We start from the raw sequence: 13,201 nt of genomic DNA on the forward strand, positions 1-13,201 counted from the left end.
GGGTTATTGGGCAGCCCCCGGATTTCATCCGGGCTACACGGCTAACCGAGCTTGAACTGGGCCACCTTGTTGTCAGTGGCCTCACGCTTTCCCGGACGCAGGCGCTCGCCGCTGGCGGCGTCGAACAACAGCACGCGCGCCGGATCGAACTGCAGATCGAGGCTGGCACCGGCTTGCGGCGCGGCGTCCGGCGCCAGGCGGCAGCACACCTTGGTCTGGTTGAGGCTGACGAACACTAGGGTGTCCGGCCCGGTCGGCTCGACCACCTCGACCTCGGCGCGCAGGCTCGGCTGCGTCGAGCCGGCGCCGGCCAGCTGGATCTGCTCGGGACGCACGCCGAGAATCAGCTCGCGCCCTTCCATCTCGGCCGCGGCGCCAAGCGGCAGCTCGCAGCGCGCCTGCCCGGAATCGAGCAGCCCAAAGCACTGGCCGTCGCGTACCTGCAGACGCAGTGGAATGAAATTCATCGGCGGCGAACCGATGAAGCTGGCGACGAACTGGTTGGCCGGGTCGTTGTAGATCTCTTGTGGGGTGCCGAACTGCTGGATGATGCCGTCCTTCATCACCGCCACCTTGTCACCCAGGGTCATAGCCTCGATCTGGTCGTGGGTGACGTACACCGTGGTGGTCTTCAGGCGCTGGTGCATCAGTTTGATTTCGGTGCGCATCTCCACGCGCAGTTTGGCGTCGAGGTTCGATAGCGGTTCGTCGAACAGGTAGATCTTCGGCCGCCGCGCCAGTGCCCGGCCCATGGCCACGCGCTGCTGCTGGCCGCCGGAGAGCTGGCCGGGCTTGCGCGTCAGCAGATGCTCGATCTGCAGCAGCTTGGCCACCCGCGCTACCTCGGCCTCGATCTCCGCCGGCGGCAACTTGCGCATCTTCAGGCCGAAGGCGATGTTGTCCTTCACCGTCATGGTCGGGTACAGCGCGTAGGACTGGAACACCATGGCGATGTCGCGATCCTTCGGGCTCATGCCGCTGATGTCGGCGCCGTCGACCAGGATCGCCCCGCCGCTGATGTCCTCCAGGCCGGCGATGCAGTTCATCAGGGTGGATTTGCCGCAGCCGGAGGGGCCGACCAGGATCAGGAACTCGCCGGAGTCGATGGCCAGTTCGATGTTCTTCAGGGTGTCCGCCAGGCCGCTGCCGTAGGATTTGTTGACGTTGCGCAGTTCGAGGGTAGCCATGGTTATTACCTCAACCTTTGACGGCGCCGGCCGTCAGGCCGCGCAGGAAGTACTTACCGGCCAGGATGTAGACCAGCAGGGTGGGCAGCCCGGCGATCATCGCCGCGGCCATGTCGACGTTGTATTCCTTGGCCCCGGTGCTGGTGTTGACCAGGTTGTTCAGCGCCACGGTGATCGGCTGGGTGTCGCCGCTGGCGAACACCACGCCGAACAGGAAATCGTTCCAGATCTGGGTGAACTGCCAGATCAGGCAGACCATGATGATCGGCACCGACATCGGCAGCAGGATGCGTCCGAAGATGGTGAAGAAGCCGGCGCCATCGAGGCGCGCGGCGCGCACCAGCGCCTCGGGAATGCTCACGTAGAAGTTGCGGAAGAACAGCGTGGTGAAGGCCAGGCCGTAGACCACATGCACCAGCACCAGGCCTTCGGTGGTGTTGGCCAGACCGAGCTGGCCGAGGGTGAAGGACGCCGGCAGGAGGATCACCTGGAACGGCAGGAAGCAACCGAACAGCAGCAGGCCGAAGAACAGCTGCGAGCCGCGAAAGCGCCACATGGCCAGCACGTAGCCGTTCAGCGCGCCGAGCAGCGTGGAGATCAGCACTGCCGGGATGGTGATCTTCACCGAGTTCCAGAAGTAGCCGCCGACGCCGTCCCAGGCCTTGACCCAGCCGATCACGGTGAACACGTCCGGGATCGACAGCAGGTTGCCGCTGCGGATGTCGTCCGGGGTCTTGAAGCTGGTCAGCAGCATCACCAGCAGCGGCACCAGGTACACTGCGCAGGCCAGAATCAGGGTGGCGTGAATGGCCAGGCGGCTGAGGCTCATCACCCTTATCCGGCGCGGCGCGACTTGCGCGTTAATGGCATGACTAGTCATGGCGTTTGCCTCGCAGTTCGGAATACAGGTAGGGCACCAGGATCGCCAGCACCGCGCCGAGCATCAGCATCGCGCTGGCGGCGCCGAGGCCCATCTGGCCGCGGGTGAAGGTGTGGGCGTACATGAACATCGCCGGCAGGTCGGAGGCGTAGCCGGGCCCACCGGCAGTCATCGAGGCGACCAGGTCGAAGCTCTTGATGGCGATATGGGCGAGGATCATCAGCGCGCTGAAGAACACCGGGCCCAGGCTCGGCAGGACGATGCGCAGGTAGATGCTCGGCAGGCTGGCGCCATCGACCTGGGCGGCGCGGATGATCGATTGATCGACGCTGCGCAAGCCGGCGAGAAACAGCGCCATGACGAAGCCCGATGACTGCCACACCGCGGCCATCACCAGGCAGTAGACCACGCGCTCCGGGTCCACCAGCCAGTCGAAGCGAAAGCCCTCCCAGCCCCAGTCACGCAGCAGCTTGTCCAGGCCCAGGCCGGGGTTGAGCAGCCACTTCCAGGCGGTGCCGGTGACGATCATCGACAGCGCCATGGGGTAGAGAAAGATGGTGCGGATAAAGCCTTCGCGGCGGATGCGCTGGTCCAGCAGCACCGCCAGCAGCACGCCGATGGCCAGGCTGATGGCGATGAACAGGCCACCGAAAACCAGCAGGTTCTGGCTCGCCACCCACCAGCGGTCGTTGTCCCACAACCGCGCGTACTGCTGCAGCCCGACGAAGTTGTAGCTGGGCATGAAACGCGAGTTGGTGAACGACAGCAGGAAGGTCCAGCCGATGTAGCCGTAGAACCCCACCAGCACGATGACCATGCTCGGCGCCAGCACCAGCTTGGGCAGCCAGCGCTGCAGGACGTCCAGCGGTGAGGCTTTGGTGATGACTGCGTTTGAACTCATGGTTGACTCCGTTGCGTGCTGCGTTGGTGCGTAAAACATCCGTAGCGGACCCTTAGGGCGTACTCGCGAAGCAGTACGTCGGCGATTACAACCAGCACGCGTAGCCGGCGGACTGTTCGCTGCGCTCCTGAGTCCGCCCTACCGATTGCGAGCTGCCCTGCCCCAAAACCTGAATTTCGGCGCGGCCGATCCCGTGACGCGTGCCTGTGGGCATGCGCCAGGGATAGAAGGCTTGAAACAGGCGGGTTGCACCCGCCCTACGGCAAGGGCCGCCTAAGCGGCCCGAGCGCTCACTGCACCGCCTGGATCGCCGCCGCCAGTTGCTGGGCGGCGCGCTTCGGGTCGGCCTTGGGGTCGTTGAAGAAGTTGGTCACTACGTCGAACACCGCGCCCTGCACGTAGCTGGACGCGGCCATGCCGTGGGCCAGGCTCGGCTGCAGGCCGCCATCGGCAGCGGCTTCCTTGAAGTCGGTCATGGACTTCTGCGCGCAGGCGTCGAAGCTGCTCATGTCCTGGTCCATGCGCACCGGGATCGAGCCCTTGTTCTGGTTGAAGAATTCCTGGAACTCGTTGCCCATCACCGTACGCGCCAGGTCTTCCTGGGCCTTGCGGTTCTCGGCGTTGTTCAGTTTGAACATCGCCAGCGAGTCGATATTGAAGGCGAAGCTGCCCTGGGTGCCGGGGAAGGCCAGGCATTCGTAGTCCTTGCCGGCGACCTTGCCGGCTGCGGTCCACTCGCTCTTGGCCCAGTCGCCCATGATCTGCATGCCGGCCTTGCCGTCGATCACCAGGCCGGTGGCGCTGTTCCAGTCGCGCCCGGCGGCGTCGGCGTCGATGTAGCCGCGCAGTTTCTGCAGGGCGGCGAACACCTCGACCATCTTGTCGCCGGTCAGAGTCGCGCGATCCTGCTCGACGAAGGCCTTGCGAAAGCCCTCGGGGCCGAGAATGCTGAAGGCCAGGTCTTCGAACACGGTGCCGTCCTGCCAGGGCTGACCGCCATGGGCGATGGCGATGAAGCCGGCCGCCTTGAGCTTGTCGGCGGCAGCGAAGAATTCGTCGAGAGTGGTCGGCGGCGTGGCGCCAGCCTTTTCGAACACTTGCGGGTTGATCCACAACCAGTTGACCCGGTGCACGTTGACCGGCACCGCCACGTAGTCGCCCTGGTACTTCATGACTTCGATCACCTGCGGTGGCAGCAGGTCATCCCACTTCTGCTCGGCAGCGACGTCGTTGAGATCGGCGAGCAGGCCCAGTTCGCCCCACTCCTGGATATCCGGGCCCTTGATCTGCGCCGCGGCGGGCGGGTTGCCGGACACGGCGCGGGTCTTCAGCACGGTCATGGCCGCTTCACCACCGCCGCCGGCCACGGCGAAATCCTTCCATTTGTGGCCCTGGGCTTCGACCAGTTTCTGCAGGGTATCGGCAGCGCGCTTTTCGCCACCGGAGGTCCACCAGTGCAGCACTTCGACTTCACCGGCAGTGGCAGACAGGGGCAGCAGAACAGCGAGGGAGATGGCACAGGACAGGCGAGAGATCGCTTTCATGGGATAAGACACCTTGTTGTTGTTATTCGCGAGCAAGTCGTGGTGCTTGCATTGCGAACGAGTCTACCCAGCCCCCAGAGCCCTGGGGGTAACAAAGGGTATTGGATAGTCACCAGGTCGTTACAAAGCGCCGCGAGCCGGTGACATGCAGCGCAGCGGCGCGCGCGCTGCAGTTGTGCGGCGCGGCTCACGGCTGCGCTCAACGGCTCTGGCGCGGCAACCAGAGGGTGACGCGCAGCCCTCCATCGCGCAGGTTACGCAGGCTCAGTTCGCCGCCATGGCTGTGCGCCAGGTTGCGCGCGATACCGAGGCCCATGCCGTAGCCCTGTTGCTGGCTGGCCAGACGAAAATGCGGTTCGAACACCTGCTCGAGCTTCTGCTCGGGCACGCCCGGCCCCTCGTCATCGACATGCAGGACGAACGCCTCGGCGTCGTCCTCGATGTGCAGGTGCGCGCGTTCGCCGTACTTCAGGGCGTTGTCCAGCAGGTTGCCAATGCAGCGGCGCAGGGCCAGCGGCTTGCCGGGATACAGATCATGCGCGGCGCCATCGAGGGTGACGCGGCCCGAGCCGAGGTAGGGTTCGGTCAACCCATGCAGCAGGTGGTTGAGGTCCACCGGCTCGATGTTCTCGTGGATGTCGGTATCCTTCACGCATTGCAGTGCGCCTTTGACCAGCAGCTCCAGGTCGTCCAGATCGCGGCCGAACTTGCTCTGCAGGCTTTCGTCATCGAGCAGTTCGACACGCAGGCGCAAGCGCGTGATGGGCGTGCGCAGGTCATGGGAAATGGCGCTGAACAACTGGCTGCGCTCGGTCAGGTAGCGGCTGATGCGTTCGCGCATGGCGTTGAACGCACGGGCCACCTCGACCACCTCACGGCCTCCGCCTTCGGCCACCGGCTCCACCTCGGCGCCCAGCGACAGGTGCCGCGCGGTGCGTGCCAGGCGCTTGAGCGGACGGCTCTGCAGGTGTACCAGCAAGCCGATGAACAGCAGCAGGAAGGCCGTGGTCAGCAGGATGAACCACAGCTGCTGGGTCGGCAGTATGGGTTCCTCCAGGCTGGTGTAGGGCTCAGGCAGCAACGAGGCGATGTACAGCCACTCCCCTGGTGCCAGTTGGATCTGCGTCACCAGCACCGGAGGATTGACCGGCTCCAGGGTCAGCGCGTAATGCGCCCAGGAACGCGGCAGTTCGTCGAGTTTCAGGCCACCGTTGAAGATGCGCAGGTCATCCGGGCTGACGAAGGTCACCGAAATGTCGGCGGCATTGCCCAGCGCCTGGCGCAGCACTTCGGTCACCGATTCGGTCACCACCTGCTTACGCGGCGTGGTCGGCAGCAACTTCATCTGTAACGGTCGGTCATTGAGGCTGACCACGAAGCGCGTGCCGCCCATGCTGCGCAACTGGTCGAGCACCAGCGGCCGGTAATTCACCGGCAGCGAACGGAAGTAACGCACGCTGGCCGACATCGAATGCGCCAGGCTGCGCGCCGTGGTGACCAGGCCTTCGAGCTGGGTGGCGCGCAGTTGCGACAGCCAGATGGCGCTGGACAGGGTCTGCGCCGCGAGTATCGCCAGCAGCGTGAGCAGCAGCATGCGCCCGAGCAGCGAGCGCGGCAGCCAGCGCCGCGGGTTAACGCCCATCGCCTGCCTGCAGGCTGACCGTGGCCGCCAGTTGGTAGCCGCTACCCCGCACGGTGCGGATCAGCCGTGGCGGCTTGTCGGTGTCACGCAGGCGCTGACGCAGGCGGCTGACAGCCATGTCGACGATGCGCTCGAGCGGCATCACCTCACGGCCACGGGTGGCATTGCCGATGGTGTCGCGGTCGAGAATCTGCTGCGGGTGGTCGAGAAACAGCTTGAGCAGGGCGAAGTCGGCGCCGGACAGAATCACCTCCTCGCCGTCACGGTGGAACAGCCGGTGGCTGACCATATCCAGACGCCAGTCATCGAAGGCCAGCACCTCGCCACTGCGTTCCTGGGTGAATTGCGCACGGCGCAGCAAAGCCTTGATTCGCGCCAGCAGCTCGCGCGGGCTGAACGGCTTGCCAAGATAGTCATCGGCGCCCAGTTCCAGGCCGATCACGCGGTCGGCTTCGTCGGAGCTGGCGGTGAGCATGATCACCGGCACCTGGGCGAAGCGCTGGTGTTCACGCACCCAGCGGCACAGGCTGAAGCCGTCCTCGTCGGGCAGCATCACGTCGAGGATGACCAGGTCGGCCGACTCCGCACACAGGCTCTGGCGGAAGGCGGCACCGTCGGCCACGGCGCGCACCTGAAAGCCGACGCGGCTCAGGTAGGTCTCGAGCAGTTCGCGAATTTCCTGGTCGTCATCGACCAGCAGAATCGATTTGCCGGGCTGGCTCATGGTCCGCCACCTTTGTTGTTATGGCTGTGTAAATCCGGGGGTCTATCAAGGGTTCTCCCGGATTGCATCCGGGCTACGCTCCGCCGCCTGTTGCAAGGCCACGCCGGCGCCGGTCAGGCCGGGGTACTCGGCCGTCACCAGCCACACCGGAATGCCGTCAAGGTAATGGCTCATGCAACCCTTGTCGCGGAAACTCTTGGCAAACCCGCTGGCAAGAAAACGCTCGGCAAAACGCGGCACCACGCCGCCGACGATATACACACCGCCACGCGCGCCCAACGTCAGGACATTGTTGCCAGCAGCGCGGCCGAGCCAGCAACTGAACTGTTCCAGCACCTCGGCGGCGACGGGCTCGCCGGCCATGCCTGCGCTAGTGATGGCCGCTGGCGTGTCGTGCTGCGGCGGCTGACCGTCCAGCTCACAGATGGCCCGATACAGCACCAGCAGGCCATTGCCGCTGAGCACGTCTTCGGCGCGCACATGGCCCAGTTGCCGATAAAGGATTTGCCAGAGCTCGGCCTCGCGCGGGCTGCCGATGGGTAGATCAACGTGACCACCCTCGCCCGGCAACACCAGCCAGCGACCATCGGCCTGCTCCAGCAACGTCCCGACGCCCAGACCGGTGCCGGCGCCGATCACCAAGGCCGGACGGTCTGCCTGCGGCTCGCCTGGGCACACCTGCACACGCTCATGCTCGGCGATGCGGGTCATGCCCAGGGCCATGGCGGAGAAGTCGTTGATCATCAGCAAGCGGTCGATCTGCAATGCCTCGCAGAACGCCGTACGGTCGATACGCCAGTGATTGTTGGTGAAGCGGAACAGGTTGCCGCTGACCGGCCCGGCGCAGGCCAGGCACACCGAGCCGATGGACCCCAGCGGCAGCCCCTGGGATTGCAGATAGGCGACGATGGCCTGTTCCGGCCCTGCGAAATCGGCGGTCGGCAGAACCTGCACCGCCTCCAGTTGCTCGTCACGCCACAGGGCAAAGCGTGCGTTGGTACCACCGATATCGCCGACCAGAGCCAGTTTCACGAGAACGTCTCCTGAGCGAAGGCCGTTCGCTGATCGGCACCTGCAGAAAAGTGAGGATGCATGGCATCGACTCCAAACCCGAATTATTTTTGTAGTTCAGACAACGCGCATCACAGTAAACCCGAAAATTACGCCTATCAAGCCAGCTAAAGTTGTAATAACAACAATATTTAATGCCATCTCATAGCCTGTGCCCCACACAACAGATTCAGCCCTCGGCATGATCCCGGACAATATCTGCGCCGTTGCTGCGACCTAAACTCGCACCAGCGCATGGCGGGTTTCACCCGCCCTACTGGTCACCCGCATGGAGAGCTGCAGCATGTCACCCGATATCGTCATCGTCGGCGCCGGCCCGGCAGGCCTGTGCCTCGCACGCGCCCTGTCCGGGCATGGCCTGTCCATCGTGGTGCTGGAGCGCCAGACCGAGCAGGCACTGGCCGAACCGGCCTTCGATGGCCGCGAGATCGCCCTCACCCATGGCTCGCAGGCGCTGCTCGAACGCCTGGGCCTGTGGGCGCGCCTGCCCAGCGAAGACATTGCCGTGCTGCGCGATGCCCAGGTGTTCAACGGCCCCTCGCTGTTCGCGTTGAAGATCCGCGCCGAGCAGGCCGGCGCCCAGCGTCTCGGCCATCTGGTGGCCAACCAGGCCATTCGCCGCGCCGCCTATCAGGCCGTAAGCGACTGTGCCGACGTGCAACTGCTGTGCGACACCAGCGTGCGCGCCATCGAGGCAAACGAGAACGAAACAAAGCTGGTGTTACAGGACGGTCAGGTGCTGCAAACGCGCCTGCCGGTCGCTGCCGACAGCCGTTTCTCGGAAACCCGCCGTCAGCTCGGCATCGGTGCGCAGCTCAAGGACTTCGGCAAGACCATGCTGGTGTGCCGCATGCAGCACGAGCAGGATCACCAGCAGGTGGCCTGGGAGTGGTTCGGCTATGGCCAGACCCTGGCACTGCTGCCACTGAACGGTCGGCAGTCGTCGGTGGTGCTGACCCTGCCGCCGCGCGAGATCGAACGCCTGCAGAAGCTCGACGAAACCAGCTTCGCCCGCGAGATGCAGCAGCGCTTCGAGCGCCGCCTGGGTGCCATGCAACTGGTCAGCAGCCGCCACGCCTATCCGCTGGTAGGCGCCTACGCACGACGCATGGTCGGCAACCGCTGCGCCCTGCTCGGCGATGCCGCCGTGGGCATGCACCCGGTCACCGCACACGGATTCAACTTCGGCCTGATCGGTGTGCAACTGCTCAGCGACGCACTGCTGGCCGCCCATGGCAAACGCCTGGACATCGGTGCGCCTGCGCCATTGGCGCGCTACGAGCGCCAGCTACGCCTGGCCACCTGGCCGCTGTATCAGGCCACCAACCTGCTGGTGGAGCTGTACACCAACGATCACCTGCCCGCCCGCCTGCTGCGCGGCGCTGGCCTGCGCGTGGCACAGGGCCTGCTACCACTGAAGAAGGGCATCGCCCGTCATCTGACGGCTCGCGCCTGATCAATTACACCCACTGATCATTACGCTTGCGCTTGACCCGCAGCATGGTCGGCAGAATCAGCCCGAGCAGCAGCCCGGCACCAGCGATGCTGCCGCCATAGGCCATGTAGCGCATCAGCGCCTGTTGCTGTTCTTCACCCAGTTGCGCCTGGGCATCGCGTAGCTGCGAACGGCTAGTGGTCAGCTCGGCGTCCAGCGCGCCGCGGGCGGCCTGCAGCTCGTCGATCAGTTTCTTGCGCGAGTCCAGGGTTTCCTGCATGCCCTGCACACGCACCTTCCAGGCGTCGTCGATGCCTTTGAGCTCAGCGCTGAGGTCGGCGACTTTCTGTTCCAGTTGCGGCAGACGCTCGGCCTGGCCTGGCACCGACTGCAGGTCGCGGCTGGGAATCCAGACGCTGCTGCCGCTGGCGCTACGCACCTGGCTGTAGTCGCCCTGGGTGCGCAACAGCTCCACTTTCTCCCCGGAAACCAGGGTGCCGACGATGCGGTAGCCATCGGTAGGGCCACTGCGCACGTAGGTATTGAGGCTGTCGCTGACCCAGCGCTGGTTGCCAGACGTCTCTTCGGCCAGAGACGGTTGAGCGCCGCCGAGCAGGCCACCGAGCAGCAGGCAAGCACCGAGAATGCGAGGTTGGAATGGAGCATGACGAGATAAAAACATGGGGCGATCTTCACGTGGCAGTCAGACGAACCCGGCGAACGGGATGGACGTTGCCGGCCACGCGCTGAACAACACGCTCGAGCATGATCCAGGCAGAATCCGCGACGTAGACGCCACACTAGCGGCCAATAGCCATCTATTCCTGCCGGTACGGGCCGACAGCAGACAGACATTGACCGCTTGCTTCGAGTTCACTCCAGGCAGGAGATGGTAGATGGACGGAAGGTGGCGTCAGCCGTTGTGGCGCTGGACGAAGGTAGAGAAATCCGCCAACGGCATCGGCCGGCCAAGCAGATATCCCTGGAACTGAGTGCAACCGTTGTCCGCCAGAAACCTACGCTGCGCCTCGGTTTCCACGCCCTCGGCGATCACCGTCATGCCCATGCTCTGCCCCAGAGCGATCACCGTGCGCACGATGGTTTCGCTGTTGGCATCGGTGAGCACGTCGCAGATGAACGAACGGTCGATTTTCAGTTTGCTCAGCGGCAGGCGCTTGAGGTGGCTGAGGGAAGAAAAGCCGGTACCGAAGTCATCCAGCGAGAAGCGCACGCCATGTTCGACCAGCGCCGTCATCTTGCGCGTGAGGTCCTCCATGTCATGCACGATCAGCGTCTCGGTCAACTCCAGTTCCAGACGCCGGGCATCGATACCGTGGCGCTCGATCAGGCCGAGAATTTCGGCGACGAAACTGCTTTGCGAGAACTGCTTCTGGCTGATGTTCACCGCCAGGCCCAGGTCGCCGAAGAGCGGGTCATCCTTCCACCGGCGCAACTGCGCGGCCGTTTGCTCCAGCACCCACTGACCAATGGGGATGATCAGCCCGGTATTCTCAGCGTGATCGATGAACTCGCCAGGCGCCAGCAGACCGCGTTGCGGGTGCTGCCAGCGAATCAGCAACTCGGCGCCGATGACCCGCCCGGCACCATTGAGCTGCGGCTGGTAATACAGCACGAACTGTTGCTCGCGAATGGCCGCGCGCAGGTCGCGATCCAGCTCCGAGCGCTCGGCGGTGTCGCTCTGCAGGATATGCAGGAGCAGGAAGAACAGCGCCATGGCAGCGACGCCCTGCACCCAGGAGCCGACGATGCGCACGTCGTCCGGCAGCGCATAGAGATCGGTGGGCCGCCAGTTGGACGCGGCCAGGGCGACGAACAGCAGCAGGCAGAACAGGGACATGCCGTAACGCAGCCAAAGGGGCTCATCGCGGAAGGCCATCAACGCGCCGACAGCCACCGGTAGCAGATAGAGATGTGTCGCACGCGGCGCCATGAGGGTCGGCGGGTCGAGCAGCAGGGTCGAAGCGACGACGATAAGGATCAGCGCGCCGAACAGAATCAGGTTGGCGCTGCGGGCCTGGTTGCGCAGGGTCAGGGCGAAGACCGCCACACCGCTGAGGATGATGGTCACATCCATGATGACGATGGCCCAGTAGCCGCGAGAGGAAAAGAACAGCCCCCAGAGCAGGCCCATCACGATCATCACCAGACTCGACAGCATGCGCATGCGCCGCTCGCGGCGCTGACCGACCAGAGCCAGGTCTGCACCATGCCAGAGTTTACGAACGCGCCTGCCGAAGCTCGAGAGTGATGGCATGGTGAAATCCTGATCTGATCACTTCATTCTTGAAGCTGCCTGGCCGAATGCAAGTTTCCGGCACAGCTTTTAACAGGCGGTTAACAGGCAGTTGAAAAACGTAGGCGAGGCAGCCAGTGCAATACCGATGGCGGCCCCACAAAAACAGGCGAAAAAAGCACTGGGCCCGCACTCGGGTTTACGAGTTGTAAATGAGCATTTTGATCGGACTCGCGCACGAGCCTTTTTTTAACGCAGCAATGGCAACGCAGGTAGTTTTTCAACAGCCTGTTAATGCTGCCAGTGCGCCTCGCTGGCCAACCGTTCGGCAATGAAGTCCAGCAGCAGGCGCATCGCCGGCAGCATCTGTCGACGGGTGCCGTACAGGGCATGGATGCCCAGCTCCGGCGGCCGGTAATCCGCCAGAAGCTGCACCAGACGCCCTTCGCGCAGCAAAGCCTCCACCGAATACAGCGGTTGCAGGCTGATACCGGCACCAGCCAGTGCCGCTTCCAGCAGCACCATCGACTCGTTGGCGCTGAGGCTGCCGGACACCGAAACCGCACTCGCCTCCCCTCGATGCTCGAACTCCCACAGGCTGCGGCCGAAGTAGGCGTAGGCCAGGCAGTTATGCCGGGCCAGATCCTCCGGGCGCTGCGGTGTGCCGTGTCGCGCCAGGTAATCTGGGCTGGCACAGACCACCGAGCGACACACGGCCAGGCGCCGTGCGATCAGATTCGGGTCGAGTTGATTGGTGATGCGCAGCGCCAGGTCGATGCGCGCCTCCACCAGATTGACCGCTTCACTGCCGACCAGCAGATCGATGCTGACCCGCGGGTAGCGCTCGGTGAAGGCCTGCAGCGCATGCACCAGCCAGGCCTGGGCGAAGGACTGGCTGCAGGTGATACGCAGGGTGCCGCGCGGCGCATCATCCAAACCTTGCCCCAGTGCCTGCATGCGCTCGGCCAGGGCCAACATCTCGCGGCATTGCGGCAGCATCTGCTCGCCTGCCGCCGTCAGGCTCAAGCGCCGTGTGCTGCGGTGCAGCAAACGCACACCGGCCCAGGCTTCCAGCCCGGCGAGATAACGCGAAACCATCGCCCGCGACATGTCCAGCGCCTCGGCAGCGGCCGTCTGACTGCCCCGCTCCAGCACCTCGACGAACACCCGCGCCGCCATCAGTCGATCCATGATTTGCTCGATCCATGCAACAAATATGGCCAGCTTACGGGGCTTTTCGCTCGGCAGGTAGCGCATAAGATGCGCCACACCCTACTCTGCCTGGAGATCCTTCATGTCCCACGTCACCCGTTTTCTCGCCGGTCTCGGCCTGCTCGCCGCTGCCAGCAGCGCCCTCGCCCAGCCGCTGACACTGGACACCTACAACCCGCGTGAAGCCGCAGTCTTTCCGGTCAGCTCGACCCTGATCAGCGGCGAGAAGGACGCCATCCTGGTGGATGCGCAGTTCGTAACTGCTCCATAAACCCCACCTACTGCTGATGTGGCGGGTCTGTCAGGATGCGCTCGCTGGCGAGCAACTCCACGGCAGCAGCGCTTCGTAAT

General features: G+C 64.4%; 11 protein-coding genes and 1 pseudogene. 2 read left to right on the forward strand and 10 right to left on the reverse strand.

The features are described 5' to 3' along the window. Nucleotides 1-41: 41 nt before the first annotated feature. From BLS08_RS25030 to BLS08_RS25060, 7 genes are all read right to left on the reverse strand, one after another. The gene (locus tag BLS08_RS25030) at nt 42-1,187 is read right to left on the reverse strand and encodes an ABC transporter ATP-binding protein (RefSeq protein ID WP_090337688.1); all 1,146 of its coding nucleotides are present in this window, start codon (nt 1,185-1,187) and stop codon (nt 42-44) included. A gap of 10 nt (nt 1,188-1,197) precedes the next feature. Next, a complete protein-coding gene (locus tag BLS08_RS25035) occupies nt 1,198-2,016 on the reverse strand; it encodes a carbohydrate ABC transporter permease (RefSeq protein ID WP_017674829.1) in 819 nt (272 codons plus the stop codon). Nucleotides 2,017-2,059: 43 nt separating this feature from the next. Further along, on the reverse strand, nt 2,060-2,968 hold the full coding sequence (locus BLS08_RS25040) for a carbohydrate ABC transporter permease (RefSeq protein WP_017674830.1): 909 nt from the start codon (nt 2,966-2,968) through the stop codon (nt 2,060-2,062). A gap of 290 nt (nt 2,969-3,258) precedes the next feature. Next, on the reverse strand, nt 3,259-4,512 hold the full coding sequence (locus BLS08_RS25045) for an ABC transporter substrate-binding protein (protein ID WP_017674831.1): 1,254 nt from the start codon (nt 4,510-4,512) through the stop codon (nt 3,259-3,261). Between the two features lie 199 nt (nt 4,513-4,711). Beyond that, nucleotides 4,712-6,154, reverse strand: a complete 1,443-nt coding sequence (locus tag BLS08_RS25050; RefSeq protein ID WP_017674832.1) for an ATP-binding protein — start codon at nt 6,152-6,154, stop codon at nt 4,712-4,714. After that, entirely contained in the window at nt 6,144-6,878 is a 735-nt protein-coding gene (locus BLS08_RS25055; protein WP_017674833.1) for a response regulator, read from the reverse strand. Before BLS08_RS25055 ends, BLS08_RS25050 begins: the two co-directional genes overlap by 11 nt. 45 nt (nt 6,879-6,923) lie before the next feature. Further along, on the reverse strand, nt 6,924-7,910 hold the full coding sequence (locus tag BLS08_RS25060) for a glucokinase (protein WP_090337691.1): 987 nt from the start codon (nt 7,908-7,910) through the stop codon (nt 6,924-6,926). 322 nt (nt 7,911-8,232) lie between these two features. On the opposite strand from BLS08_RS25060, the gene ubiM reads away from it, so the two are divergent. Next, a complete protein-coding gene (gene ubiM / locus BLS08_RS25065; RefSeq protein WP_090337693.1) occupies nt 8,233-9,405 on the forward strand; it encodes a 5-demethoxyubiquinol-8 5-hydroxylase UbiM in 1,173 nt (390 codons plus the stop codon). A gap of 4 nt (nt 9,406-9,409) precedes the next feature. Here ubiM and BLS08_RS25070 read toward each other — a convergent pair whose 3' ends face one another. The 3 genes from BLS08_RS25070 to BLS08_RS25080 all read right to left on the reverse strand — a co-directional run bounded on the left by BLS08_RS25070 (nt 9,410) and on the right by BLS08_RS25080 (nt 12,829). After that, nucleotides 9,410-10,066, reverse strand: a complete 657-nt coding sequence (locus BLS08_RS25070; RefSeq protein ID WP_021489848.1) for a TIGR04211 family SH3 domain-containing protein — start codon at nt 10,064-10,066, stop codon at nt 9,410-9,412. A 231-nt stretch (nt 10,067-10,297) separates the two neighbouring features. After that, nucleotides 10,298-11,659, reverse strand: coding sequence for a putative bifunctional diguanylate cyclase/phosphodiesterase (locus BLS08_RS25075; protein WP_017674837.1), 1,362 nt, complete (start codon nt 11,657-11,659; stop codon nt 10,298-10,300). Between the two features lie 270 nt (nt 11,660-11,929). After that, on the reverse strand, nt 11,930-12,829 hold the full coding sequence (locus BLS08_RS25080; protein ID WP_090337696.1) for a LysR family transcriptional regulator: 900 nt from the start codon (nt 12,827-12,829) through the stop codon (nt 11,930-11,932). Between the two features lie 103 nt (nt 12,830-12,932). Between BLS08_RS25080 and BLS08_RS25085 the strand changes: the two are divergent. Further along, nucleotides 12,933-13,106: pseudogene (locus BLS08_RS25085) on the forward strand (MBL fold metallo-hydrolase); the annotation flags it as partial. Nucleotides 13,107-13,201 lie beyond the last annotated feature (95 nt).

This window comes from Ectopseudomonas chengduensis (assembly GCF_900102635.1).
In the GTDB taxonomy this organism is placed as follows: Bacteria; Pseudomonadota; Gammaproteobacteria; order Pseudomonadales; family Pseudomonadaceae; genus Aquipseudomonas; species Aquipseudomonas chengduensis.

Excerpts from the sequence above, each read along its gene's own strand:
- BLS08_RS25050 (WP_017674832.1), bottom strand. The coding sequence starts at position 6,154 with ATGGGCGTTAACCCGCGGCGCTGGCTGCCGCGCTCGCTGCTCGGGCGC.
- BLS08_RS25070 (WP_021489848.1), bottom strand. The coding sequence starts at position 10,066 with ATGTTTTTATCTCGTCATGCTCCATTCCAACCTCGCATTCTCGGTGCT.
- BLS08_RS25040 (WP_017674830.1), bottom strand. The coding sequence starts at position 2,968 with ATGAGTTCAAACGCAGTCATCACCAAAGCCTCACCGCTGGACGTCCTG.
- BLS08_RS25035 (WP_017674829.1), bottom strand. The coding sequence starts at position 2,016 with ATGAGCCTCAGCCGCCTGGCCATTCACGCCACCCTGATTCTGGCCTGC.
- BLS08_RS25030 (WP_090337688.1), bottom strand. The coding sequence starts at position 1,187 with ATGGCTACCCTCGAACTGCGCAACGTCAACAAATCCTACGGCAGCGGC.
- BLS08_RS25075 (WP_017674837.1), bottom strand. The coding sequence starts at position 11,659 with ATGCCATCACTCTCGAGCTTCGGCAGGCGCGTTCGTAAACTCTGGCAT.
- BLS08_RS25045 (WP_017674831.1), bottom strand. The coding sequence starts at position 4,512 with ATGAAAGCGATCTCTCGCCTGTCCTGTGCCATCTCCCTCGCTGTTCTG.
- ubiM (WP_090337693.1), top strand. The coding sequence starts at position 8,233 with ATGTCACCCGATATCGTCATCGTCGGCGCCGGCCCGGCAGGCCTGTGC.
- BLS08_RS25055 (WP_017674833.1), bottom strand. The coding sequence starts at position 6,878 with ATGAGCCAGCCCGGCAAATCGATTCTGCTGGTCGATGACGACCAGGAA.
- BLS08_RS25080 (WP_090337696.1), bottom strand. The coding sequence starts at position 12,829 with ATGGATCGACTGATGGCGGCGCGGGTGTTCGTCGAGGTGCTGGAGCGG.